Annotated in this window: 20 protein-coding genes; 11 read left to right on the top strand and 9 right to left on the bottom strand. The window is 70.2% G+C overall.

Annotated features, from left to right (window positions below):
- Positions 1–4: 4 nt before the first annotated feature.
- Complete coding sequence (gene thiL / locus MKK70_RS17370; RefSeq protein ID WP_243936803.1) at positions 5–1,000, top strand: thiamine-phosphate kinase; 996 nt, start codon at positions 5–7, stop codon at positions 998–1,000.
- Here the strand turns inward: thiL and MKK70_RS17365 are convergent.
- Complete coding sequence (locus MKK70_RS17365; RefSeq protein ID WP_243949134.1) at positions 920–1,447, bottom strand: hypothetical protein; 528 nt, start codon at positions 1,445–1,447, stop codon at positions 920–922. The two genes, thiL and MKK70_RS17365, sit on opposite strands and share 81 nt — an antisense overlap.
- Before the next feature lie 227 nt (positions 1,448–1,674).
- Between MKK70_RS17365 and MKK70_RS17360 the strand changes: the two genes are divergently transcribed.
- Positions 1,675–3,822 (top strand): sodium-translocating pyrophosphatase, encoded by a 2,148-nt coding sequence (locus MKK70_RS17360; RefSeq protein ID WP_147727576.1) that lies wholly within the window; start codon positions 1,675–1,677, stop codon positions 3,820–3,822.
- Between the two features lie 176 nt (positions 3,823–3,998).
- Here MKK70_RS17360 and MKK70_RS17355 read toward each other — a convergent pair whose 3' ends face one another.
- The 4 genes from MKK70_RS17355 to MKK70_RS17340 all read right to left on the bottom strand — a co-directional run bounded on the left by MKK70_RS17355 (position 3,999) and on the right by MKK70_RS17340 (position 7,183).
- On the bottom strand, positions 3,999–4,844 hold the full coding sequence (locus MKK70_RS17355) for a 23S rRNA (adenine(2030)-N(6))-methyltransferase RlmJ (RefSeq protein ID WP_243949132.1): 846 nt from the start codon (positions 4,842–4,844) through the stop codon (positions 3,999–4,001).
- Between the two features lie 66 nt (positions 4,845–4,910).
- Positions 4,911–5,591 carry a ribonuclease T2 gene (locus tag MKK70_RS17350; RefSeq protein WP_279603698.1) on the bottom strand — a complete coding sequence of 227 codons (681 nt, stop codon included), beginning with the start codon at positions 5,589–5,591 and terminating at the stop codon, positions 4,911–4,913.
- Positions 5,570–6,037 (bottom strand): hypothetical protein, encoded by a 468-nt coding sequence (locus MKK70_RS17345; protein ID WP_147842583.1) that lies wholly within the window; start codon positions 6,035–6,037, stop codon positions 5,570–5,572. Before MKK70_RS17345 ends, MKK70_RS17350 begins: the two co-directional genes overlap by 22 nt.
- A 138-nt stretch (positions 6,038–6,175) precedes the next feature.
- The gene (locus tag MKK70_RS17340) at positions 6,176–7,183 is read right to left on the bottom strand and encodes an extensin family protein (RefSeq protein ID WP_243949128.1); all 1,008 of its coding nucleotides are present in this window, start codon (positions 7,181–7,183) and stop codon (positions 6,176–6,178) included.
- A gap of 208 nt (positions 7,184–7,391) precedes the next feature.
- Between MKK70_RS17340 and MKK70_RS17335 the strand changes: the two genes are divergently transcribed.
- Positions 7,392–8,627: an amidase gene (locus tag MKK70_RS17335; RefSeq protein WP_243949127.1), complete on the top strand. Its 1,236-nt coding sequence runs from the start codon at positions 7,392–7,394 to the stop codon at positions 8,625–8,627.
- Positions 8,628–8,642: 15 nt separating this feature from the next.
- On the opposite strand, the gene MKK70_RS17330 is transcribed toward MKK70_RS17335, so the two are convergent.
- Together MKK70_RS17330 and MKK70_RS17325 are read right to left on the bottom strand one after the other, a co-directional pair.
- Positions 8,643–9,809 carry an AI-2E family transporter gene (locus tag MKK70_RS17330; RefSeq protein WP_243949125.1) on the bottom strand — a complete coding sequence of 389 codons (1,167 nt, stop codon included), beginning with the start codon at positions 9,807–9,809 and terminating at the stop codon, positions 8,643–8,645.
- 58 nt (positions 9,810–9,867) lie between these two features.
- Entirely contained in the window at positions 9,868–10,371 is a 504-nt protein-coding gene (locus tag MKK70_RS17325; protein ID WP_147859035.1) for a molybdenum cofactor biosynthesis protein MoaE, read from the bottom strand.
- Between the two features lie 142 nt (positions 10,372–10,513).
- Here MKK70_RS17325 and MKK70_RS17320 point away from each other — a divergent pair, with 142 nt between their 5' ends.
- On the top strand, positions 10,514–11,533 hold the full coding sequence (locus tag MKK70_RS17320) for a gamma carbonic anhydrase family protein (protein ID WP_243949123.1): 1,020 nt from the start codon (positions 10,514–10,516) through the stop codon (positions 11,531–11,533).
- Positions 11,534–11,819: 286 nt separating this feature from the next.
- Here the strand turns inward: MKK70_RS17320 and MKK70_RS17315 are convergent, their stop codons facing one another.
- Complete coding sequence (locus MKK70_RS17315) at positions 11,820–12,731, bottom strand: amino acid ABC transporter substrate-binding protein (protein WP_147725917.1); 912 nt, start codon at positions 12,729–12,731, stop codon at positions 11,820–11,822.
- Positions 12,732–12,800: 69 nt separating this feature from the next.
- Positions 12,801–14,078 (bottom strand): dicarboxylate/amino acid:cation symporter, encoded by a 1,278-nt coding sequence (locus MKK70_RS17310; RefSeq protein ID WP_147725916.1) that lies wholly within the window; start codon positions 14,076–14,078, stop codon positions 12,801–12,803.
- A gap of 348 nt (positions 14,079–14,426) precedes the next feature.
- On the opposite strand from MKK70_RS17310, the gene MKK70_RS17305 reads away from it, so the two are divergent.
- From MKK70_RS17305 to MKK70_RS17275, 7 genes are all read left to right on the top strand, one after another.
- The gene (locus MKK70_RS17305; protein WP_147842264.1) at positions 14,427–15,344 is read left to right on the top strand and encodes a branched-chain amino acid ABC transporter permease; all 918 of its coding nucleotides are present in this window, start codon (positions 14,427–14,429) and stop codon (positions 15,342–15,344) included.
- Entirely contained in the window at positions 15,344–16,732 is a 1,389-nt protein-coding gene (gene livM / locus MKK70_RS17300) for a high-affinity branched-chain amino acid ABC transporter permease LivM (RefSeq protein WP_243949120.1), read from the top strand. Before MKK70_RS17305 ends, livM begins: the two co-directional genes overlap by 1 nt.
- Positions 16,732–17,610 carry an ABC transporter ATP-binding protein gene (locus MKK70_RS17295; protein WP_147725913.1) on the top strand — a complete coding sequence of 293 codons (879 nt, stop codon included), beginning with the start codon at positions 16,732–16,734 and terminating at the stop codon, positions 17,608–17,610. Before livM ends, MKK70_RS17295 begins: the two co-directional genes overlap by 1 nt.
- Complete coding sequence (locus MKK70_RS17290; protein WP_243949118.1) at positions 17,607–18,410, top strand: ABC transporter ATP-binding protein; 804 nt, start codon at positions 17,607–17,609, stop codon at positions 18,408–18,410. Before MKK70_RS17295 ends, MKK70_RS17290 begins: the two co-directional genes overlap by 4 nt.
- A 4-nt stretch (positions 18,411–18,414) precedes the next feature.
- On the top strand, positions 18,415–18,780 hold the full coding sequence (locus MKK70_RS17285) for a DUF6867 family protein (RefSeq protein WP_147842262.1): 366 nt from the start codon (positions 18,415–18,417) through the stop codon (positions 18,778–18,780).
- An 87-nt stretch (positions 18,781–18,867) separates the two neighbouring features.
- Positions 18,868–19,989, top strand: coding sequence for a branched-chain amino acid ABC transporter substrate-binding protein (locus MKK70_RS17280; protein WP_147842261.1), 1,122 nt, complete (start codon positions 18,868–18,870; stop codon positions 19,987–19,989).
- 501 nt (positions 19,990–20,490) lie between these two features.
- The gene (locus tag MKK70_RS17275; RefSeq protein WP_147725920.1) at positions 20,491–21,387 is read left to right on the top strand and encodes an amino acid ABC transporter substrate-binding protein; all 897 of its coding nucleotides are present in this window, start codon (positions 20,491–20,493) and stop codon (positions 21,385–21,387) included.
- The last annotated feature ends 77 nt before the right edge of the window (positions 21,388–21,464 follow it).

The raw sequence follows: 21,464 nt of genomic DNA, 5'->3' as shown, positions 1-21,464 counted from the left end.
TCCGGTGAGCGCATCGCGCCCGACCGAGGACGCGCTCATCGCGCGCTACTTCGCGCCGCTCGCCGGCCCCGGCGCCGACGGCCTGCGCGACGATGCGGCGAGCCTCGCGCCGAGCCCCGGCCACGACCTCGTGCTCACCGCCGACGCGATCGTCTCCGGCGTCCACTACTTTCCCGACGACCCACCCGGCTCGCTCGCGCGCAAGGCGCTCGGGGTGAACCTCTCCGACATCGCCGCCAAGGGCGCCGCGCCTTGCGGCTTCCTGCTCACGCTGGCTTTGCCGGCGGACTGGACCGAGGCGTGGCTCGCCGCCTTCGCCGAAGGGCTCGGGCAGGCGAGCCGGGCGTCCGGCTGCCCGCTGCTCGGCGGCGACACGGTGCGGTCGGGCGGTCCGGCGCTGATCGGCATCACCGCGATCGGCGAAGTCCCCGCGGGGCGCATCGTGCGCCGTACCACGGCGCGGGTCGGCGACCGGATCTGCGTCAGCGGCACCATCGGCGACGCGGCGCTCGGCCTGCGGATGCGGCTCGAGCCGGATGCCGAATGGGTCCGGGCGCTTGATGGCGCATCGCGCAGCCATCTGGCCGACCGCTACCTGCACCCGCGGCCGCGGCTGGCCCTCGCCGACGCGGTGCTGCGCTTCGCGACCGCGGCGATGGACGTGTCCGACGGGCTCGCCGGCGACCTCGCCAAGATGCTGGCCGGTGCCGGCGCGACGGCGACGATCGACACCGCGACGGTCCCGCTCTCGCAAGCCGCCGCCCGCGTCGTCGATGGGAGGCCCGACCTGCTCGACGTCGCCGTCACCGGCGGCGACGATTACGAGATCCTCTGCACCGTGGCGCCCGACGACCTCGACGCGTTCCGCCAGGCGGCTTCGCTCGCGGGCGTGCCGGTCGCGGTCCTCGGCACCGTCGCCTCAGGCAGCGGACGGCCCGGCTTTCAAGGTGTCGACGGAGCCACGCGCGTTTTCGCGGCGGGCGCGTTCAGCCATTTCTGAGAAGGTCTCGGAGACCGTCCGAACCTGAGGCGCCGCGTCGTGCGGCAAACCCTCGGCCTCGCGGCCGAGCTGGCGCCGGACGTCGTCGATGAGGGTGGCGGCGATGACCGGCGTCCAATGGGCGAGGTCGGCCCGCTGTACCGCCGTGCCGCCGGGATGCGCATCGTCCCGCTCCGCCGGGGCGGAGAGCGAGCGCTGGAGGACCTGAAGCAGCGCGCCGTGCACGGACGGCGGCTGCATGCTGACGCGTTCCGCCACCAGGAACTGCACCGCGTTCGTCAGCACCTCGATCGTCGCTGCGAGCTTCGTCGCCTGATCGCCACTCATCGTCGAGCACCCTTCATTGATGCAACCGAAGGTAGTGTTCGTCATAGTTAACGGCCGGTAAACGTGCATCCCGCCGCGCACCGCGCCGTCCGGATCGGGCCACGCGCAAAACCCGGCCAACGATAAGCGGTCCGGCCGCAAATCAGAATTCAATGCTCATTGCTGCGTTGCAGCAAGATCTCGTGTCGAAATACAAAAGTGGCGTTTGCGCTCGACCGCGAAGTTTGGCAATCAAGTCTCGCACTTCTGGGAAGGAATGCCGAATCCGAGTCGTTCGTCCAGGCCCAAGGGCCAAGCTCGACAACATCAAGCCGACGCCAGGCATCACGAGAACAAGGGACGGGTGCATGACCGCTTTGCTGCTGATCATCCTGGGCGGGCTGTGCGCCGTCGCCTACGGCATCGTGACGATCAACGACGTGATGAGACGGGACGCCGGCACGCAGCGCATGCAGGAGATCGCCGCCGCGATCGCCGAGGGCGCGCAGGCCTACCTCAAGCGCCAATACGCCACCATCGGCCTCGTCGGCGTCGTGCTGTTCGCGGCTTTGGCCTTCTTCCTCGGGATCAAGGTCGCCATCGGCTTCCTCATCGGCGCGGTCCTGTCCGGGGCGGCCGGCTTCATCGGCATGAACGTCTCGGTGCGTGCCAACGTGCGCACGGCGCAGGCGGCCTCGACGTCGCTCGGCGGCGGCCTCGAGGTCGCGTTCAAGTCGGGCGCCGTCACCGGCATGCTGGTCGCGGGGCTCGCGCTGCTCGGCGTCGCCTTCTACTACCTCTATCTCACCCGCGGGGCCGGCCTGCCGCCGGCCAGCCGCGAGGTCATCGACGCGCTCGTCGCGCTCGGCTTCGGCGCCTCTCTGATCTCGATCTTCGCCCGCCTCGGCGGCGGCATCTTCACCAAGGGCGCCGACGTCGGCGGCGACCTCGTCGGCAAGGTCGAGGCGGGGATCCCAGAGGACGACCCGCGCAACCCCGCCACCATCGCCGACAACGTCGGCGACAACGTTGGCGATTGCGCCGGCATGGCGGCCGACCTGTTCGAGACCTACGCCGTCACCGTCGTCGCCACGATGGTGCTCGCGGCGATCTTCTTCGGCGGGCAGGTCGACGTCGCGGGCCGCAACGTGCTCGAGGCGATGATGATCTATCCGCTGGCCATCGGCTCGGCCTGCATCCTCACCTCGATCGCCGGCACCTACGCCGTGCGGCTCGGGTCGAACCAGTCGATCATGGGGGCGCTGTACAAGGGCCTGATCACCGCGGGCGTGCTCTCGGTCGGGGCCATCGCCGCCGTCAACCTCGCCCTGTTCGGCGGTTTCGCGACGCGCTTCACCACCTCCACCGGCGTCAGCTTCACGTCGGGCGGCCTGCTCGGCTGCGCGGTGATCGGCCTCGCGATCACCGCGCTGATCGTGGTCATCACCGAGTACTACACCGGCACGAACTTCCGCCCGGTGAAGTCGATCGCCGACGCCTCGGTCACCGGGCACGGCACCAACGTGATCCAGGGCCTCGCGGTCTCGCTCGAATCGACGGCGCTTCCGGCCCTCGTGATCGTCGGCGGCATCATCTCCACCTATGCGCTGGCGGGGCTGTTCGGCATCGCCATCGCGGTCACGGCGATGCTGGCGCTCGCCGGCTTCATCGTGGCGCTCGACGCCTTCGGTCCGGTCACCGACAATGCCGGCGGCATCGCCGAGATGGCGGGCCTGCCCTCCGAGGTCCGCAAGTCCACCGACGCCCTCGACGCCGTCGGCAACACCACCAAGGCGGTCACCAAGGGCTACGCGATCGGCTCGGCCGGCCTCGGGGCGCTGGTGCTGTTCGCCGCCTACACCTCGGACCTCGACTACTTCATCGCCAACGCCAGCGACACGCAGTACCGCTTCTTCAAGGGCGTCACGGTGGATTTCTCGCTGTCCAACCCCTACGTCGTCGTCGGCCTGCTGATCGGGGGGCTGATCCCGTTCCTGTTCGCCGGCATGGCGATGACGGCCGTGGGCCGGGCGGCCGGCGCCGTGGTCGAGGAGGTCCGCCGCCAGTTCCGGGAGAAGCCGGGGATCATGGCCGGCACCGACCGGCCGGATTACGGCCGCGCCGTTGACATGCTGACGCGGGCGGCGATCCGCGAGATGATCGTGCCCTCGCTGCTGCCGGTGCTGATGCCGATCGTGCTGTTCTTCGCGATCCAGCTCGTCGCGGGCAAGTCCCAGGCCTTCGCCACGGTCGGCGCGAGCCTGCTCGGCGTGATCCTCACCGGCCTCTACGTGGCGATCTCGATGACCTCGGGGGGCGGCGCCTGGGACAACGCGAAGAAGTACATCGAGGACGGCCATCACGGCGGCAAGGGCTCGGACGCGCACAAGGCGGCCGTCACCGGCGATACCGTCGGCGACCCCTACAAGGACACCGCCGGCCCCGCGGTGAACCCGGCAATCAAGATCACCAACATCATCGCATTGCTGCTGCTGGCGATCCTGGCGCATGCGTGAGGTCGATGCCTGTCGATCCCATCTTCCTCCTCATCCTGAGGTAGCCGCGCGATCGGTCCTCAAAGGAGGCCTCCGGACCGCTCGGCGGCCTCTGGAGGGCGCCTTGGAGGGTTCCGCGTCGCTGCGGCACCTCGGGATGAGGTGTGGTCTCGGATGCGGGGCGGATCCGACGGACTTCAAGCAACCGTCCCGATCGCCTCGCAGCGAAACGCGCCGTACGCGCCGCGGGCCAGGCGCTCGGCCAGGGCCGGCATGAACAGCGCGGCTTCCTCCGCCAGGCGCCAGGGCGGGTTGACCACGATCAGGCCGTTGCCGGTGAGCCGCGTGTCGTCGGGCCGGTCGATCATGAGGTCGAGCCGTAGCGCCGGGCGGGTCAGGGCGCCGTCCAGCGCGGCGACCATGCGGTCGACGGCGGCGAGGTTCTTGATCGGGTACCAGGCCAGGAACACGCCGGTCGGCCACTTCGCCACCGCCCGGGCCAGATGGGCGCCGAGCCGGTCGACCTCGCCCGGCACCTCGTAGGGCGGGTCGATCAGGACGAGCCCGCGGCGCTCGGGCGGCGGGATCATCGCGTTGAGGGCGGTCCAGCCGTCAAGGTGCAGCACCTTGGTGCGGGCGTGACCGTTGAAGCGCTCGCGCAGCACCGCGTGGTCCTCGGGATGCAGCTCGACGAACACGCCCTGGTCCTCGGCCCGCAGGAACTCGCGGATCAGCGCCGGCGAGCCGGGATAGGTGGTGGCGCCGTGGCGCGCCCGGACCGCGGCGACCGCGGTGCGGTAGGGGGCGAGCAGGTCCTCCACGGCCTGCGGAAAGGGGTCGTCGAGGCGTCCCCAGCCGTCAACCCACTCGGCGGTGCGCCCGGCTTCGTCCGCGGTGAGGTCGTAGAAGCCGAGGCCCGCATGGGTGTCGATCGCCCGATAGGGCGCCGGCTTGAGGCCGAGATGCGCGAGCACCCGCGTCAGCACGAGGTGCTTGAGCACGTCCGCGAAGTTGCCGGCATGGAAGGCGTGGCGATAGTTCATGACGGACGATCAAGCGGATCCGGCGGCCCGGGTCCAGCCGTCGGACCCCGAATCCGCCGAAAAGGCTCAGCGCGCGGCGCCGACCGTGATCTCGGGCGCGCGGCAATTGCCGCGCGCGACCTCCGGGCAGGCGGTGAACCCGCGCAGGTCCTTGGTGAAGCAGATCCGCACATCCTGGAGCTGCCCGCGGGCGCAGGACACCGCCATCATGTCAGGCCGCAAGCCGGGGTTCGCGGTCACGAACTGCCGCGCGATCCCGATCGGCGCCAGGCGGCGCTCCGAACCCGAGGTCTTGAGGTCGTCGGGGATGGTCACCGCCAGACGCGCGGTGCGGGCGGCGTTGAAGTAGGCGGTCGGGTCGAGGCCGGAGCAGGTGCCGTGCTTGCGCCACTCGTAGCGGGCGAGCCCCTCGCTCGGGTAGACCTGGCCGGCGACCTCCATGGCCTGCGGCGTCGGCGAGCGCTGCACGGCCGAGCAGTTCTGCGGGTAGCCGCGGGTGTATTGCGGCCACAGCCCGTGCACGACGAAGCCGAGGCCGCGCCCGGCGGCGCATTGGCGGTCGTCGCGCTGGCCGGCGGTCTCGCAGTAGGTCGGGGACCAGGACAGGGCCAGGACGTAGAAGTCGAAGCCGCCGGACGTGTCGTTGCCGCGGCCGAAGCCGCCGTAGTCCTGCGCCTGCGCGCTTCCGGCGGCCAGCAGGGCCGCCAGGGCGAGGCCGGCACGCGTCACGGGCGCGCCATGCGGCAGGCGGTGGCGTAGGCGTAGCTCAGGTCGCGGTCGAGGCCGTGGACGCAGAGCTCGACGCCCCAGGTCGCGCCGATGATGCCGAGGCTCTCGCGCACGGAGTAGTCGACCTTGCGGCGGACGCCGTCCGAGGTGGTCGCGGTCGCGGTGCAGAATCGACGCGGGATGAAATCGAGGCCCCACGGTCGCCACGCCGTCCGCTCGATCGTGTCGTAGGCTACGATCGTCAGGGACGAGTTCCAGAACTTCGCCTCCTTCTCGGCGAACTGCGTCGAGACCTTCTCCAGCACGCTCGAATCCTGGCAGGCCGGGATGTTGGCGTCGAAGGGGAAGGCGCGCTCCTCGGAAGGCTCGATGTCCTCCCGCGCCGAGCGGGCGAAGGCCGGCTGCAGGCAGCCGGCGAGGATGAGGCCGACGCCCAAAGCGACGGAGACGGCGTTCGAGCGCATGGCGGGTGCTTTCCGCGTGTTGTCCTGCATCCGGGGACGATGGCCCGGGGCACGCTCAAGTCAAGCCGGACGACCCGTCCGGCCACGCTTTCGCGGGCCGGTGGCGCACGGGAGGCACACCCGCCGGCCGGGTGACGCTCAGTAGATCGGCCCCGACGCCAGCCCGGGCGCGGCGAGCGAGAGCGGCTCCTCGGAACCGCCACCCACGTCCTCCTCCGGCAAGGCCGCCGCGACGCGGGGCGCGGGACGTGACGGAAGCGGGCGCGGCGCCGGGGCCGAGGCGTAGGCCGAGGGCGCCGCCGGCCGGGCGGGCGCGCGGGCGACCTGTGTCGGGCTGGCGGCCCGGGACATCGGCGGCGCGCCGTAGGGATCGTCCTCCTCGATATCCACCGGGGCCTGCGGCGGCGCCGGCTGGCGCTCGGGCGGGCGGGGGCGGGACATCGGCCGCGGGCTGTCCGAGCCGAGCTGTGGCGTGAACTTGATCAGCGGCTGGCAGATCCGCTTCAGCCCGCGCGGGTCGTGGCGCGCCAGGTCGACGTGGATGTGGTCGTAGTGGAACACGTTGGATCCGGGCGCCAGCACGGTGGTGAAGCGCTGGCAGGCCCCGATGAAGACCTCGCGCAGGAAGCCCTGCTCGGCCTCCGTGCCGCGCCAGCCACCCTTGACGGTGATGACGTAGCCGTCGGCGAGCTTGAACGACATCACGTCGATGGCGTTGCCGAAGGAATGCTCGGACAGCTTGGCGCCGACCTGGTTGTTGCGCCCGCGGCAGGCGTAGGAGCCGGCGTTGATCTCGGCGACCGGCTGGCCGAAATACAGGTTCGCCGCGGGCTGGATCGTGTCGGCGAGCCAGGCCTCGGCTTCGGCGAGCGCCGGGCAGCCGAGCGTCATGCGCTGCTTCAGGACCACGGCGCCGCCGCCGAGCCGCGTCACCCGGAACGGCTGCGTCATGCCGCAGGGGCCGGGCCCGTCGATCTCCTTGGACGGGACGACGAACTCGGTCGGCTCGACGAGCTTCTTGGCCAGGCACACCTGCTCCGCCTGGTCGCGCCAGGCGTCGCGGCGCTCAAACTTGTTGATCGCACAGCCGGTGAGCCCCGCGCCGAACAGCGCAAGGGCGGAGAATGCGAGAACGCTACGCCACATGACGCGGAGAATGATCACGGACGCGTAAACGCGATGCTAACGCTGCCGCCGTCGCGGCGGGGCCTTGCGCATGCTACGCCCCGGGCACCGCCGGCCGGGCCTTCGCGCATCCGCGCACGAAACCTGCACCGGCGCCCGCGGCGGTCGTCGTCGGACCCGCCCCGGAACCGGTGGCCTTCGCGAAGGGCCCTCAAGTCAAGGACGCGTGATGCTTTCGTTGGTCGACCTGCGCCGCCGCATCGAAGCCGGCACCCTCACGCCGGAGGGCGCGATCCGCCTGTCGCAGGAGGCGATCCTCGCGCGCGATCCGGTGGTGCGCGCCACCGTCGTAACCGATGCCGCGCCCGCCGTCACCGATGCCGGGCCGCTCGCCGGGATCGCGGTGGGCGTCAAGGACATCATTGACACCGCCGCGATGCCGACGCAGATGGGCTCGCCGATCTACGACGGCTGGCGCCCGAAGGCCGACGCCGCCATCGTCATGCGGCTCAAGGCGCTGGGCGCGGTGGCGCTGGCCAAGACCACGACCTCGCCCTTCGCCAGCGTCGACCCGACCGAGACCACGAACCCGCACGATTCGAACCACACGCCCGGCGGCTCCTCGGCGGGCTCCGCCGCCGCGGTCGGGGCCGGGATGCTGCCGCTGGCCCTCGGCACCCAGACCGGCGGCTCGGTGATCCGGCCGGCGAGCTTCTGCGGCTGCGCCGCGATCAAGCCGTCGTTCCGGCTGCTGCCGACGGTGGGCGTGAAGACGTTCTCGTGGGCGCTCGACACGCTCGGCCTGTTCGGGGCCGGCATCGGCGACGTCGCCCACGCGCTGGCGCTGATCGCCGGCCGTCCGGCGATCGACCTCGGCGGCACCGCGCCCGGCACGCCGCGGGTCATGGTCGTGACGCAGGACTACGCCGAAGCCCCGGCGCCCGAGGCGCAAGGAGCGCTCGACCGTGCGCGGCAGGCGGCCGAGCGCGCGGGCGCGCTGGTGCGCGACTTCGCGCTGCCGGCGGAGTTCGCCGCGGCGTTCGAGAGCCACGGGACGATCCAGGATTTCGAGGCGCGCCAGGCGCTGGCCTGGGAATACGCCCACCATCGCGACGCCCTGAGCCCGCGGCTCGGTCCGCAGCTCGACGCCGCGCAGGGGCTCGACGCGGCCGCCTACGACGACGCCCGCCGCAAGGCGCACCGGGCGCGGCGCCTGCTGAAGACGCTGTTCTCGGATTTCGACGCGATCCTGACCTATTCGGCCCCCGGCTTCGCGCCGCGGACGCTGGCCTCGACGGGCGACGCCCGCTTCAACCGCCTGTGGACGCTGATGGGTGTGCCCTGCGTGAACGTGCCGGTGCCGGGGGACGGACTGCCCGTCGGCGTGCAGGTGATCGCCCGGTTCGGCGACGACGGGCGGGCCCTCGCCGTCGCCGCGATGATCGAAAGCGCCCTGGAACGGTAGAGCGCCCACAGCGCGTCAGACGGTGGCGTCCTCGCCGAGCGTGTCCTCGACGTAGAGCTGCTCCAGCAGCACCTTGATCACCGCCATCATCGGCAGGGCCAGCGCGATGCCCCACAGGCCGAAGATCACGCCGAGCACGAGCTGCCCGGCGAAGATCGTCGCCGGCGGGATGTCGAGGGCGCGCTTCTGGATGAACGGCGTCAGCCCGTAGCTCTCCAGGCACTGCACCAGCAGGTAGACGCCCAGCGCGCCGAGCAGCGCGTTCGCCCCCGAGGCGAGGCTCGCCAACAGGATGATCACGCCGGCGACGAGCGGACCCACCGTCGGCACGAAGGCCAGCAGGCCGGCCTGGAGCCCGAGAATCAGCGAGCCGCCGATGCCGAGGAAGGCGAGGCCGCCCCAAATGCACAGGAAGATCACCGTCATCGTGATGAGCTGGCCGAACAGCCAATGCCGCAGGGTCTCGCCGGCCCCGTCGAGCACCTTCGACCAGCGATCGCGCTTCCTGGGCGGGATGAAGCGCAGCACCCCGTCGCGGTAGCTCGCCGGATCGGCGGCGAAGGACAGGCCGAGGAAGACGATCACCAGCACGTTGCCGAGCGCGCTGAACAGCCCGATGATCACCGCCGCCGCCGGGCCCAGAACGTTGCCCGCATCCGACAGGAGCGAGCCCGGGCTCTTGATCGCGCTCGAGGCGAGGCCGCCGAGGCCTTCCGGCTTCTTGTCGTCGTCCTTGGGCGCGGGCTTCTCGTCCTTGCCCTTGCCGTCCGGCCCGCCGACGGAGTCGAGGATCGGCAGGTCGATGCCGTAGGACGACAGCCACGACGTGACCGTGCCCGCCTGGCTCTTGATCGTCTGGCCGAGGTCGCGCCCCTGCTGCACCACGGTCGCGCCGCCGAAGCCGATCAGGCCGATGGCCGCCGCCGCGACCGCGAGGCTGGCGATCGTCAGCCGCAGGCCGCGGGGCAGGGGGAGGACGTGGCCGAGGCCACGGGTCAGCCCGTCGAGGAAGACGCCGAGGAGCACCCCGGCGAAGACCAGGAACAGCGTCGCCACCGACATCCAGGCCAGCGCCAGCAGCGCCACGAACGACACCACCGCGATGCCGGATGCGGCGAGCGGCAGCGTCCCTCGCCAGGGGCCGACGGGCCCGGCGAACGCTTCGGTCTTGGGTTCGGCCATGTCGTCCTTCGAAACTGGTGCGGCGTCGGCGCTCACGAGCGCCCCCGCGTCGCCCGGGTCAACCCTCGGGCGCCGCCTCTGCACCGAGGATCGCGGCCCAGCGCGCGGCCGCCGCGTCGTCCGCCTCCGCCGCCTCGACCCAACCGCCGGTGGTCCCGTCGACGAGATGCTCGCGCTTCCAGAACGGGGCGCGCGTCTTGAGGTAGTCCATCAGGAAGCTCGCCGCCTCGAAGGCCGCGACGCGGTGGCTCGATGCGGTCAGCACCAGCACGATGCCCGCGCCCGGCGCGACGCGGCCGTAGCGATGGATCACCCGGACCGCCTGGAGCGGCCAGCGCGCTTCGGCCGCCGCCGCCACGCGCCCGATCTCGGCTTCGGCCATGCCGGGATAATGCTCGAGCTCCAGCGCCGTCAGCCGGCCGCCCTCGTCGCGGCACAGGCCGGTGAAGGTGACGACCGCGCCGGCGCGACCGGCGAGCCGCGCGTTCAGCGCGTCGATCTCGGCGGCGACGTCGAAGGGCTCGGCCTGGATGCTGACGGAGGGCAGGGAAGCAGCGGGCATCGGTCTCTCATCGCGGCGACGCGGGTGACGGCGGCGTGACGACGAAACACGCTTGCGCCTGACTCGGCCACCGCCTGCGCCTATATGGCATATCGGCCCGCTCCCCGCGGGGGGCGGCCGATCCGCGCCGAAGGACGAAGACGTGACGCCTGAACTGATCCTGCCCTACGATGGCGTCCTGCCGGAATTCGCGAGCCGCCCCGTCTGGTGCGGGCGCGGCAGCACGGCGATCGGCGCCGTCCGCCTCGGCAGCCAGGCCTGGATCGGCGACGACGGCGTGATCCGCGCCGACGGGCAGCCGGTGACGCTCGGCGACCGGTTCTGGCTCGGCCACCGCTCCACCGTCCACATCGCGACCTTCACCCACGGCACCCGCGTCGGCGACCGGGTCACGGTCGGGCGCAACAGCGTGGTTCATGCCTGCACGGTCGGGTCCGACGTGGTGATCGAGGACGACGTGGTGATCCTCGACGGGGCGAGCGTCGGCGACGGCGTCGTGATCGAGGCCGGCGCGACGGTGTTTCCGCGCACCCAGCTCGCCGGCGGCTTCGTCTACGCCGGCAGCCCGGCCAAGCCGCAGCGCCCGATCGATCGGGCCGAGATCGACGAGCGCGCCGAGCGCCTGCGCGAGGCCGCGGGCGATCCGGCCGCGGTCGCCGCCGGCGACCCGCCCGAGGTCGACGAGACGGTCTACGTCGCCAGCACGGCCCGCATCCGCGGCCGCGTCGGGCTCGGCGCCGGATCGAGCGTGCTGTTCTCGTGCGACCTCCATGCCGAGGTCGGGCCGATCGTGGTCGGCGCCGACACCAACATCCAGGACAACACGGTGATCCGCACCCGAGGGGAGGGCGTCGTCATCGGCCGCGACACCACGATCGGCCACAACGTCCGCATCGGCGACAGCCGCATCGGCGCCCGCTCGCTGATCGGCATCGGCGCGACGGTCGCGCCCGGCACGGTGATCGCCGACGACGTCATGCTCGCCGCAGGGGCCACCACCGATCCCGGCCAGCTGCTCGAGGGCGGCTATCTCTGGGGCGGCCGCCCAGCCCGCATCCTCGGCCCGCTCGATGCCGACAAGCGCGCGATGATGGTGCGCATCGTCGAGGGCTACTGCGAGCACGGGCGCGAGTACCGCAAGGCCGAGGCCGGGCAGGGGTGAGCTTGCGTCGCGCCGGGACGTGCGTCGTCGGGCAAGGCAGGGCTCCGCTTGGATCCACCACGCTCCGTCATCCCGGGGCTGCGTTGCGGAACCCGGGATCCAGAGCCGCCGATGGCGCAAGCTGAAGCACGACCTGCGGTTCAGGATCCCGAGCTCGCCTGCGGCGCCCCGGGATGACGGGGCGTGGTGGAAAACGACGTTCTATAGTAAGCCCTGCCTATCGCCGGGCCGGCCTATCGGTCATCGGCCACGGGCAATTGCGGCAACCAACCCTCAGCGACCGACCTCAATCCTCCAGCCCGATCAGCTGGAAGCTGGTGTGCAGGTCGTTGGACATCGGCACGTTCAGCCGCTCGCCGTTCGGCAGGCGCTTGAGGAACCAGCGCTCGTAGGTCCAGCGCAGCTCGCGGCTTTCGGCCAGCCGCGCGAAGGTCGCGGCGACGGCGCCCGCCAGCTCCGGGTCGTCCTTGCGGAACATGATGCCGTAGGGCTCGAACGACAGCTTGTCCGGCAGCACCGTGTACTTCGCGCCATCGGCGGAATCGTTGGCGATCAGGCCGTAGAGCAGGATGTCGTCGGTGGCGAAGGCGTCGGCGCGGCCGTCCTTGACCATGGCGTAGGATTCCGCGTGGTCCTTTCCGCTCAGAATCTCGGCCTGCAGCTTGAGCTTGGCGAGGATGTCGCGGACGGCGGCCTCGTTGGTGGTGCCGGCGGTGACCACGACCTTCTTGCCGCCGAGGTCGCGATAGGACGCGATCGGCGAGGCCCGGGCCACGAGGAGCTTCGTCGCGCTGATGAAGGTCACCGGCGAGAACGCGACCGTGCGGCGGCGCTCGGCGTTGGCGGTGGTGGAGCCGCATTCGAGATCGACCTTGCCGCCGGACACCGCGGCGAACCGCGTCTCGGAGGTCACCGGCTCGTAGCGCACCTTCAGGTCGGTGCGTCCGGTCTCGCGGCCGATCTCGTCGACGATCTCGCCGCAGAGGTCGATCGCGTAGCCGATCGGGCGCGGGCTGCCGTCGGCCTGCTTGCCCTCGACGAAGGAGAACGGGACCGAGCTGGTGCGATAGCCGATCACCACCTCGCCCTTCGCGGCGATGGTCTTCAGGGAGCCGGTGAGAACGTCGACCGCGCCCGCAGGCCCCGCGATCGCCAGCAGCCCCGCCGCCAACGCCGCCGTCACCGTGCCTGACGCCATCGCGAAACTCCTGATCCGGGCAGCGGGAAGGGATCGGGACCGGCGGCCGGCCCCGGATCGGACGACCGCCTACTCGGCAGCCGCCACGGCGCCGACGTGGTCGAGGCGCTGGTCGCTCGTCGAGAGCTGCCCCTCCCACTTGGCGACGGCCACGGTGGCGATGCTGTTGCCGAGCACGTTGGTGGCCGAGCGGCCCATGTCGAGGAACTGGTCGATGCCGATGATCAGCAGCAGCCCGGCTTCGGGGATGTTGAACTGCGTCAGCGTCGCTGAGATCACGACGAGCGAGGCGCGCGGCACGCCGGCCATGCCCTTCGAGGTCACCATCAGCAGGAACAGCATCGTCAGCTGCTGACCCCAGGTGAGGGGGATGTTGTAAGCCTGCGCGATGAACATCACCGCGAAGGTGCAGTACATCATCGAGCCGTCGAGGTTGAACGAGTAGCCCATCGGCAGCACGAACGAGGTGATGCGGTTGGGCACGCCGAACTGCTCGAGGTTGGTCAGCATCTTCGGGTAGGCCGCCTCGCTCGACGCGGTCGAGAAGGCGAGCACGAACGGCTCCTTGATCAGGTTGAACAGCCGCTTGATCCCGGCTCCGCCGAGCAGCAGGAAGCCGACGCCCATGAGCGCGCCCCAGAGCACGCCCAGCCCGATGTAGAACTCGACCAGGAACTTGCCGTAGGTCACCAGCACGCCGATGCCCTGCGTGGTGATCGTCGCCGCGATCGCCGCGAACACCGCGACGGGGGCGAACAGCATCACGTAGCCGGTGACCTTGAGCATCACGTCGGCGAGGCCCTCGATGCCCTTGGCCAGGAACGCGCCCTTTTCGCCGAGCGCGGCGAGCGCCACGCCGAAGAAGATCGAGAACACGACGATCTGCAGGATCTCGTTGTTGGCCATCGCCTCGACTGCGCTCTTGGGCACGAGGTGGGTGACGAACTCCTTCAGCGACAGCGAGGCCGCCTTGAGGCCGGTGCCGGCGCCGACGTCGGGCAGCGGCAGGTTCAGGTTGTGGCCGGGCTGCATGATGTTGACGAGCACGAGGCCGAGCATCAGCGAGCAGAACGAGGCGCCGACGAACCACAGCAGCGCCTTGCCGCCAACGCGGCCGACGCTGGCGGTGTCGCCGAGATGGGCGATGCCGACGACGAGCGTCGAGAACACGAGCGGGGCGATGATCATCTTGATCAGCCGCAGGAAGATGTCGCTGATCAGCGCGATGTAGCCGGCGATCTCCTTGGAGGTCTGCGGGTCCGGCCAGGTGATGCTGCACAGGTATCCGACGACGATGCCGAGCAGCATCCCGACGAAGATCAAGGTGGTCAGCCGCGAACCTGTCATCGGGAACTCCTGGGCGAAAGCGAGCCGGCACGAGACTTCGCGTTAACGAATGTGAAGCAGGAAGCGCGCCATGCGCAAGCGGCCAGGACGGTTTAATCCGTGGGTCCGCGACTTTTGTTTTTCGCGGGGATTGGATTTTCCGGCGTGGCGTTTTCGTCGCGCCGAGGGCTATGCTCCGGCACGGGCGCGGCCGGTTGCGGTTGAGGGGCGTCGCACGGTGTGGCGGCGGCGCCGCTCGTGCGGTACGGGACTTGCGCGTCCGGGATCTGCCGGTTCGGGACTTGCCCTGCCCGGCCTTGCCCCATACGCCATGCGCCGCCGGCCGCGGGCGAGAGAGACGGACACGCGATGGATGTCTTCGTACAGCAGTTGATCAACGGGCTGACGCTCGGGTCGATCTACGGCCTGATCGCGATCGGCTACACGATGGTGTTCGGCATCATCGGCATGGTCAACTTCGCGCACGGCGACGTCTTCATGGTGTCGAGCTTCATCGCACTGATCGGCTTCCTGATCCTCACCGCCTGGCTCGGCGTCTCCTCAATCGCCCTGGCCTTCCTGATCGTGCTCGTCGTCTCGATGGTGCTGACCGCGCTCTGGGGCTGGGCGATCGAGCGGGTCGCCTACCGGCCGTTGCGCGGGTCGTTCCGGCTGGCGCCGCTGATCTCGGCGATCGGGGTCTCGATCTTCCTCTCGAATTTCGTCCAGGTGACGCAGGGCGCGCGCAACAAGCCGCTGCCGCCGATGCTCTCGGGCGGCATCACCCTGTTCGAGACCGACGGGTTCCAGGTGTTCCTGTCCTACAAGCAGTGCCTGATCATGGCGGTGACCGCGGTGCTGCTCACCGGCTTCTGGTACCTCGTCCAGCGCACGCCCTTCGGCCGGGCGCAGCGTGCCTGCGAGCAGGACCGCAAGATGGCGGCGCTGCTGGGCATCGACGTCGACCGCACGATCTCGCTGACCTTCGTGCTCGGCGCCGCGCTCGCGGCCGTCGCGGGCGTGCTCTACCTGATGTATTACGGCGTGGTCTCCTTCTCCGACGGCTTCGTGCCCGGCGTGAAGGCCTTCACCGCCGCGGTGCTCGGCGGCATCGGCTCGCTGCCGGGCGCGGTGCTGGGCGGCCTGATCATCGGGCTGATCGAGACGTTCTGGTCGGCCTATTTCTCGATCGAGTACAAGGACGTGGCCGCGTTCTCGATTCTCGCCGTGGTGCTCATCTTCATGCCGTCGGGGATTCTCGGCCGCGCCGAGGTCGAGAAGGTCTGATGGCCGCTGCCACCCGCGGGGCCGACGGCCTCACCGGCATCCTGAAGGATGCCGCCTTCTACGCGCTCGGAGCCTTCGCGCTCTGCGTGCCCGTGGTCAGCTTCCGGACCGATGCCGGCCCCACCGGCGGGCTCGAGCTGACGCCGCGCTGGGTTCTCGTCGCCGGGCTCTGCGCCGCGATCTTCCTGGCCCGCCTCGCGCAGCGATTGGTCCTGATGCGCCGCGACGCCCGCCGCGCGCTCAGGCCGTCGCGGTCCCAGGCGACGGAAGCCGTCGCCGGCCTGCCGAATGCCGGGCAGCGGGTCTCGATGCTGGCCCTGTGGCTGTTCATCGGCGTGGCGCTGACGCTGCCCGTCGTCGCCGCGCTCGCGAGCGGCAGCCTCGGGGAGGGACGCTACTGGATCGACCTCGGCATCCTGATCCTCACCTACGTGATGCTCGGCTGGGGCCTCAACATCGTCGTCGGCCTCGCCGGCCTGCTCGATCTCGGCTACGTCGCCTTCTACGCGGTCGGCGCCTACTCCTACGCGCTGCTATCCACCACCTTCGGCCTGTCGTTCTGGATCTGCCTGCCGCTCGCGGGCCTGTTCGCCGCCCTGTGGGGCATGCTACTCGGCTTCCCCGTGCTGCGCCTGCGCGGCGACTACCTCGCCATCGTGACGCTGGCCTTCGGCGAGATCATCCGCCTCGTCCTGATCAACTGGGTCGACGTCACCGGCGGCGGCGCCGGCATCTCGTCGATCCCGCGCGCGACCTTCTTCGGCATCCCCTTCACCGCGGGCGAGGACGGGTTCGCCGCCCGCTTCGGGCTGACCTTCGACTCGATGCACCGGGTCGTGTTCCTGTACTACCTCATCCTCGCGCTCGCCCTGATCACCAACGTCGTGACGCTGCGGCTGCGGCGGCTGCCGATCGGCCGCGCCTGGGAGGCCCTGCGCGAGGACGAGATCGCCTGCCGCTCGCTCGGCATCAACACCACCACGACGAAGCTGACGGCCTTCGCCCTCGGCGCCGCCTTCGGCGGTTTCGCCGGCTCGTTCTTCGCCGTGCGCCAGGGGTTCATCTCCCCGGAAAGCTTCAACTTCCTGGAGAGCGCGATCATCCTGGCGATCGTGGTGCTCGGCGGCATGGGCAGCCAGGTCGGCGTCGCCATCGCCGCGGTGGCGATGGTCGGCGGCCCCGAGATGCTGCGCAACCTCGGCTTCCTGAAGTCTATCTTCGGCCAGGGCTTCGACCCGAACGAGTACCGCCTGCTGCTGTTCGGCCTCGCCATGGTGGCGATGATGGTCTGGCGCCCGCGCGGGCTGATCTCGGAGCGAACGCCCTCGGTGGCGCTGGGCGAGCGCCGCGCGATCTCGGGCGCGCATGTCAGCGAGGGCCACGGCTGATGACCGAGCCGACCACCCGCGCCGACGCCGTGCTGACCGTCGACCACCTGACCATGCGCTTCGGCGGGCTGACGGCCGTTGGCGACCTGTCGTTCCAGGCCCATCGCGGCGACATCACCGCGCTGATCGGGCCGAACGGCGCCGGCAAGACCACCGTCTTCAACTGCATCACCGGCTTCTACAAGCCGACCGAGGGGATGCTGACGCTCGCCCATGCCGACGGCTCGAAGCATCTGCTGGAGCGCCTGCCGAACCATGCCGTGAACCGGATCGGCCGGGTCGCGCGCACCTTCCAGAACATCCGCCTGTTCCAGGGGATGACGGTGCTGGAGAACCTTCTCGTCGCCCAGCACGCGCCGCTGATGCGGGCGTCGGGCATGACCGTGCTCGGGCTGCTCGGCCTGCCGGTCTACCGCCGGGCCGAAGCCGCGGCGATCGAGCGGGCGAAGGAGTGGCTCGTCCGCATCGGCCTGATCGAGCGGGCCGACGACCCCGCTGGCGACCTGCCCTACGGCGCCCAGCGCCGGCTCGAGATCGCCCGCGCGATGTGCACCGAGCCGGTGCTGCTCTGCCTCGACGAGCCGGCCGCCGGCCTCAACCCGCGCGAATCGGGCGAGCTCAACGCGTTGCTGCGCCACATCCGCGACGCGCACGACACCTCCGTGCTGCTGATCGAGCACGACATGTCCGTGGTGATGGAGATCTCCGACCACGTCGTCGTGCTCGATTACGGCGTGAAGATCGCCGACGGCACCCCCGGCGAGGTCCGAGCCGACCCGCGCGTCATCGCCGCCTATCTCGGCGTCGAGGACGAGGAGGTCGAGGCCGTCGAGGCGGAGGTCGGCCTCACCGTCACCCATCTGGAGGTCGAGGCTTGAGCGTCGCCGGGATCAACGTGCTCGTGGAGGAGACCCGGGCGCTCGCGGCCGGGAAGGCTCCGGCCAAGACCCTGCTCGCGGTGCGCGGCGTCTCGACCTACTACGGCAGCGTCGCGGCTTTGCGCGGCGTCGATCTCGACGTCACCGAGGGCGAGATCGTCACGCTGATCGGCGCCAACGGCGCCGGCAAGTCGACCCTGATGATGACGATCTTCGGGGCGCCGCAGGCGCGCGAAGGCACCATCACCTACGACGGGCGCGACATCACCCGCCTGCCGACCCACGAGATCGCGCGGCTCGCGATCGCGCAGTCGCCGGAGGGCCGCCGGGTCTTCCCGCGCATGAGCGTGCACGAGAACCTGCAGATGGGCGCCGCGCTCCACGACGGGCGGTACTTCGCCCAGGACCTGGAGCGCGTCTGCGCCCTGTTCCCCCGCCTGAAGGAGCGGCTGATCCAGCGCGCCGGCACCATGTCCGGCGGCGAGCAGCAGATGCTCGCCATCGCCCGCGCGCTGATGAGCCGGCCGCGCCTCCTGCTGCTTGACGAGCCCTCGCTCGGGCTCGCGCCGCTGGTGGTGAAGGGCATCTTCGACGCGGTGCGCGACCTGAACCGGCGCGACGGCATGACGATCTTCCTCGTGGAGCAGAACGCCTACCACGCGCTGAAGCTGGCGCATCGCGGCTACGTGCTGGTCAACGGGCGCATCACCATGAGCGGCACCGGCCGGGCGCTGCTCGCCGACCCCGCGATCAAGGCCGCCTATCTCGAGGGCGGCCACGGCGCCCCGGTGGAGGTCTGACGCGATGCAGGGCCTGATCTACGAAGAGGAGTCGATCGGCCTCTTCCTCCTCGTCACCGTCGCGATGGGCGGCTGGGCCGGGTGGATGGCCGCCCGCGGCCTGGCCAAGGCATGGCGCCCGTTCTGGCAGATCGTGCCGGCGCTCCTCGCGGTGGCGGCAGCGGTGAGATTCATCCACTTCGCGCTATTCGGCGGCACGCTTTTGTCAGCCCAATACTATGCGGTCGACGCCATCGTCGTCATGATCGTCGGCGCGGCGGGCTACCGCTGGACGCGGACGCGGCAGATGACGACCCAGTATCGCTGGCTCTACGAGCGGACTTCGCCGCTGACGTGGCGGACACGCGAGCCGGCGGCCGGCGGGCCGTGATGGCATTCGGCGCGCGCGGGTGCCGAGCGCACGATTCTTGCCCGGCGCCGACGGTCCGAATTCAGATTACAACCAAGGGGATTTGAGATGAGAGCGTTACTACTGGCGGGCCTCGGGCTCGGTGCCATGCTCGCGGCGGCCCAGGCGGCCGAGGTCAAGCTCGGCATCGCCGCACCGATCACGGGCAACAGCGCCGCGATCGGCACGCAGCTCAAGAACGGCGCCACCCAGGCCGTCGAGGACCTGAACAAGTCCGGTGCGGTGAAAGGCACGACGTTCTCGGTCCTCGTCGGCGACGACGCGTCCGATCCGAAGCAGGGCGTCTCGGTCGCCAACAAGTTCGCCTCCGACGGCGTGAAAGTGGTGGTCGGCGACTACAATTCCGGCGTCTCGATCCCGGCCTCCGACGTCTACCAGGACGCCGGCATCATCCAGGTCACGCCGGCCTCAACGGCGGTGAAGTTCACCGAGCGCGGCCTCTGGAACGTGTTCCGCACCTGCGGCCGCGACGACCAGCAGGGCGCGGTCGCGGGCGAGTATCTCGCGACGCACTTCAAGGGCAAGAAGATCGCCTTCGTCCACGACAAGACCCCCTACGGCAAGGGCCTCGCCGACGAGACCCTGAAGGCGCTGAAGGCCAAGGGCGGCAAGGACGCGATCTACGAGGGCATCAACCCGGGCGAGAAGGACTATTCGGCGCTCGTGTCGAAGCTGAAATCCGCCAAGATCGACGTGGTCTACTTCGGCGGCTACTACACCGAAGCCGGCCTGATCCTGCGCCAGATGAGCGACCAGGGCCTGAAGGCGCCACTGATGGGCGGCGACGGCCTCGTCGACAAGGAGCTGGTGGCGATCGCAGGGCCGGCGGCGGAGGGCACGCTGACGACGTTCCCGCCGGACGCGCGCAAGAACCCCAACGCCAAGGACGCGCTCGCCGGCTTCAAGGCGAAGGGCATCGATCCGGAGGGCTACACCCTCTACTCGTATGCCGCGGTCCAGGTGCTGGCCAAGGCCATGTCCGAGACCGGGTCGACCGACGGCAAGAAGCTCGCGGACTGGCTGCACCAGGGCAAGCCTGTCGACACCGTCGTCGGCCCGATCGCCTACGACAAGAAGGGCGACATCACGAAGCCCGACTACGTGATGTACCAGTGGAAGAAGAACGCGGCCGGCAACATCGATTACGCCGGCAACGAGCTGACCAAGTAGCGCGTCCTCGCGATGCCGCGTCCGAGCCGTCCCGCACCGCGCGGGGCGGCTCTTTCATGCCCACGCGGCGAGACAGATTGGCGGCTTTCCAGGCATAATCGTCGCCGGACCCCGGATTCCCGGTGCGCCCGCTCACGAAACGTGCACACTGCACCGTGCATGGGCGGAATTGCCCGGCTCCGAGGTTCGGATCGACAACCGGGTGGAACCTGTGAACGCCGACGCGCGACGGCCTCGCTCCATGCGGGCAGACCGCTCACGGACGGAGACCGAAATCGGTCCCGGTCCGGCGACGGTGCGGGACGACCCGGTCCCGATGCTCGCGAGAGTTGTCCCCACCATATCGGCCAAGCTTGCTTCGCCCGCCCCCGTTCCGGCACCATCATTGCAGAGGCACGGCCAGCGCCGGCCGCTTTCTGCGCGTCCGCCACACGCCGCCATGTTCGTGCGGCTCGTTTCGGGAGTTTCGTTTTGACGCAATCCAAGTTCGATCGTCGCGGGATCGTGGCCGCCCTCGCGCTCGGCGCGGCCGTGGTCTCCGCCGGCGCGCAGGCCCAGGAACTGACCGGCACGCTGAAGAAGGTGAAGGACACCAACGCCCTCACCATCGGCTACCGTGATTCCTCGGTTCCGTTCTCCTACCTCGACGGCGACCAGAAGCCGGTCGGCTACGCGATGGACATCTGCCTCAAGATCGCCGAGGCGGTGAAGAAGGAGCTCAAGCTCCCGGGCATGGAGGTGAAGCTCAACCCGGTCACCTCCGCGACCCGCATCCCGCTGATCGCCAACGGCACGATCGATCTCGAGTGCGGCTCGACGACGAACAACGCCGACCGCCAGAAGCAGGCGGCGTTCACCAACACCCACTTCCTGACGGCGACGCGCTACGTCTCGAAGAAGGACGCCAAGCTGCACACGATCGACGACCTCAAGGGCAAGACCGTGGTCTCGACCTCGGGCACGACGAACATCAAGCAGATCAACGAGGCCAACACCGCCAAGAGCATGGGCCTGACGATCCTGCCCGCCAAGGACCACGCCGAGGCGTTCCTGATGGTCGAGACCGGCCGTGCCGTCGCCTTCGTGATGGACGACGTGCTGCTCGCCTCGCTGGTCGCAGGCTCCAAGACCCCCGACGCCTACGAGATCTCGACGGAAGCCCTGTCGAAGCCCGAGCCCTACGGCATCATGCTGCGCAAGGACGACGCGCCGTTCAAGGCGGTGGCGGATGCCGCGACGAAGGCTTTGTACGAGAGCCCCGAGGGCAAGGCGCTCTACAGCAAGTGGTTCGAGAAGCCGATCCCGCCGCGCAACATCAACCTCAAGCTTCCGATGAGCGAGGCGATGGCCAAGCAGTTCAAGAGCCCGAGCGACAGCGCCGACCCGGCCGCCTACTGAGCCTGAGCCGGCGGATCCCGGGCGGCACTGCCGCCCGGGATCCGCGACACGGATCGAACGAACGAGAACGGTGAAGC

Source organism: Methylobacterium sp. E-041, assembly GCF_022829665.1.
Classification (GTDB): Bacteria; Pseudomonadota; Alphaproteobacteria; order Rhizobiales; family Beijerinckiaceae; genus Methylobacterium.
Note: the sequence above shows the minus strand (reverse complement) of the source record. Positions and strands in the feature narration are given on the sequence as shown.

Excerpts from the sequence above, each read along its gene's own strand:
- MKK70_RS17360 (WP_147727576.1), top strand. The coding sequence starts at position 1,675 with ATGACCGCTTTGCTGCTGATCATCCTGGGCGGGCTGTGCGCCGTCGCC.
- MKK70_RS17355 (WP_243949132.1), bottom strand. The coding sequence starts at position 4,844 with ATGAACTATCGCCACGCCTTCCATGCCGGCAACTTCGCGGACGTGCTC.
- MKK70_RS17345 (WP_147842583.1), bottom strand. The coding sequence starts at position 6,037 with ATGCGCTCGAACGCCGTCTCCGTCGCTTTGGGCGTCGGCCTCATCCTC.
- MKK70_RS17340 (WP_243949128.1), bottom strand. The coding sequence starts at position 7,183 with ATGTGGCGTAGCGTTCTCGCATTCTCCGCCCTTGCGCTGTTCGGCGCG.
- MKK70_RS17335 (WP_243949127.1), top strand. The coding sequence starts at position 7,392 with ATGCTTTCGTTGGTCGACCTGCGCCGCCGCATCGAAGCCGGCACCCTC.
- MKK70_RS17330 (WP_243949125.1), bottom strand. The coding sequence starts at position 9,809 with ATGGCCGAACCCAAGACCGAAGCGTTCGCCGGGCCCGTCGGCCCCTGG.
- MKK70_RS17325 (WP_147859035.1), bottom strand. The coding sequence starts at position 10,371 with ATGCCCGCTGCTTCCCTGCCCTCCGTCAGCATCCAGGCCGAGCCCTTC.
- MKK70_RS17315 (WP_147725917.1), bottom strand. The coding sequence starts at position 12,731 with ATGGCGTCAGGCACGGTGACGGCGGCGTTGGCGGCGGGGCTGCTGGCG.
- MKK70_RS17310 (WP_147725916.1), bottom strand. The coding sequence starts at position 14,078 with ATGACAGGTTCGCGGCTGACCACCTTGATCTTCGTCGGGATGCTGCTC.
- MKK70_RS17305 (WP_147842264.1), top strand. The coding sequence starts at position 14,427 with ATGGATGTCTTCGTACAGCAGTTGATCAACGGGCTGACGCTCGGGTCG.
- livM (WP_243949120.1), top strand. The coding sequence starts at position 15,344 with ATGGCCGCTGCCACCCGCGGGGCCGACGGCCTCACCGGCATCCTGAAG.
- MKK70_RS17295 (WP_147725913.1), top strand. The coding sequence starts at position 16,732 with ATGACCGAGCCGACCACCCGCGCCGACGCCGTGCTGACCGTCGACCAC.
- MKK70_RS17285 (WP_147842262.1), top strand. The coding sequence starts at position 18,415 with ATGCAGGGCCTGATCTACGAAGAGGAGTCGATCGGCCTCTTCCTCCTC.
- MKK70_RS17280 (WP_147842261.1), top strand. The coding sequence starts at position 18,868 with ATGAGAGCGTTACTACTGGCGGGCCTCGGGCTCGGTGCCATGCTCGCG.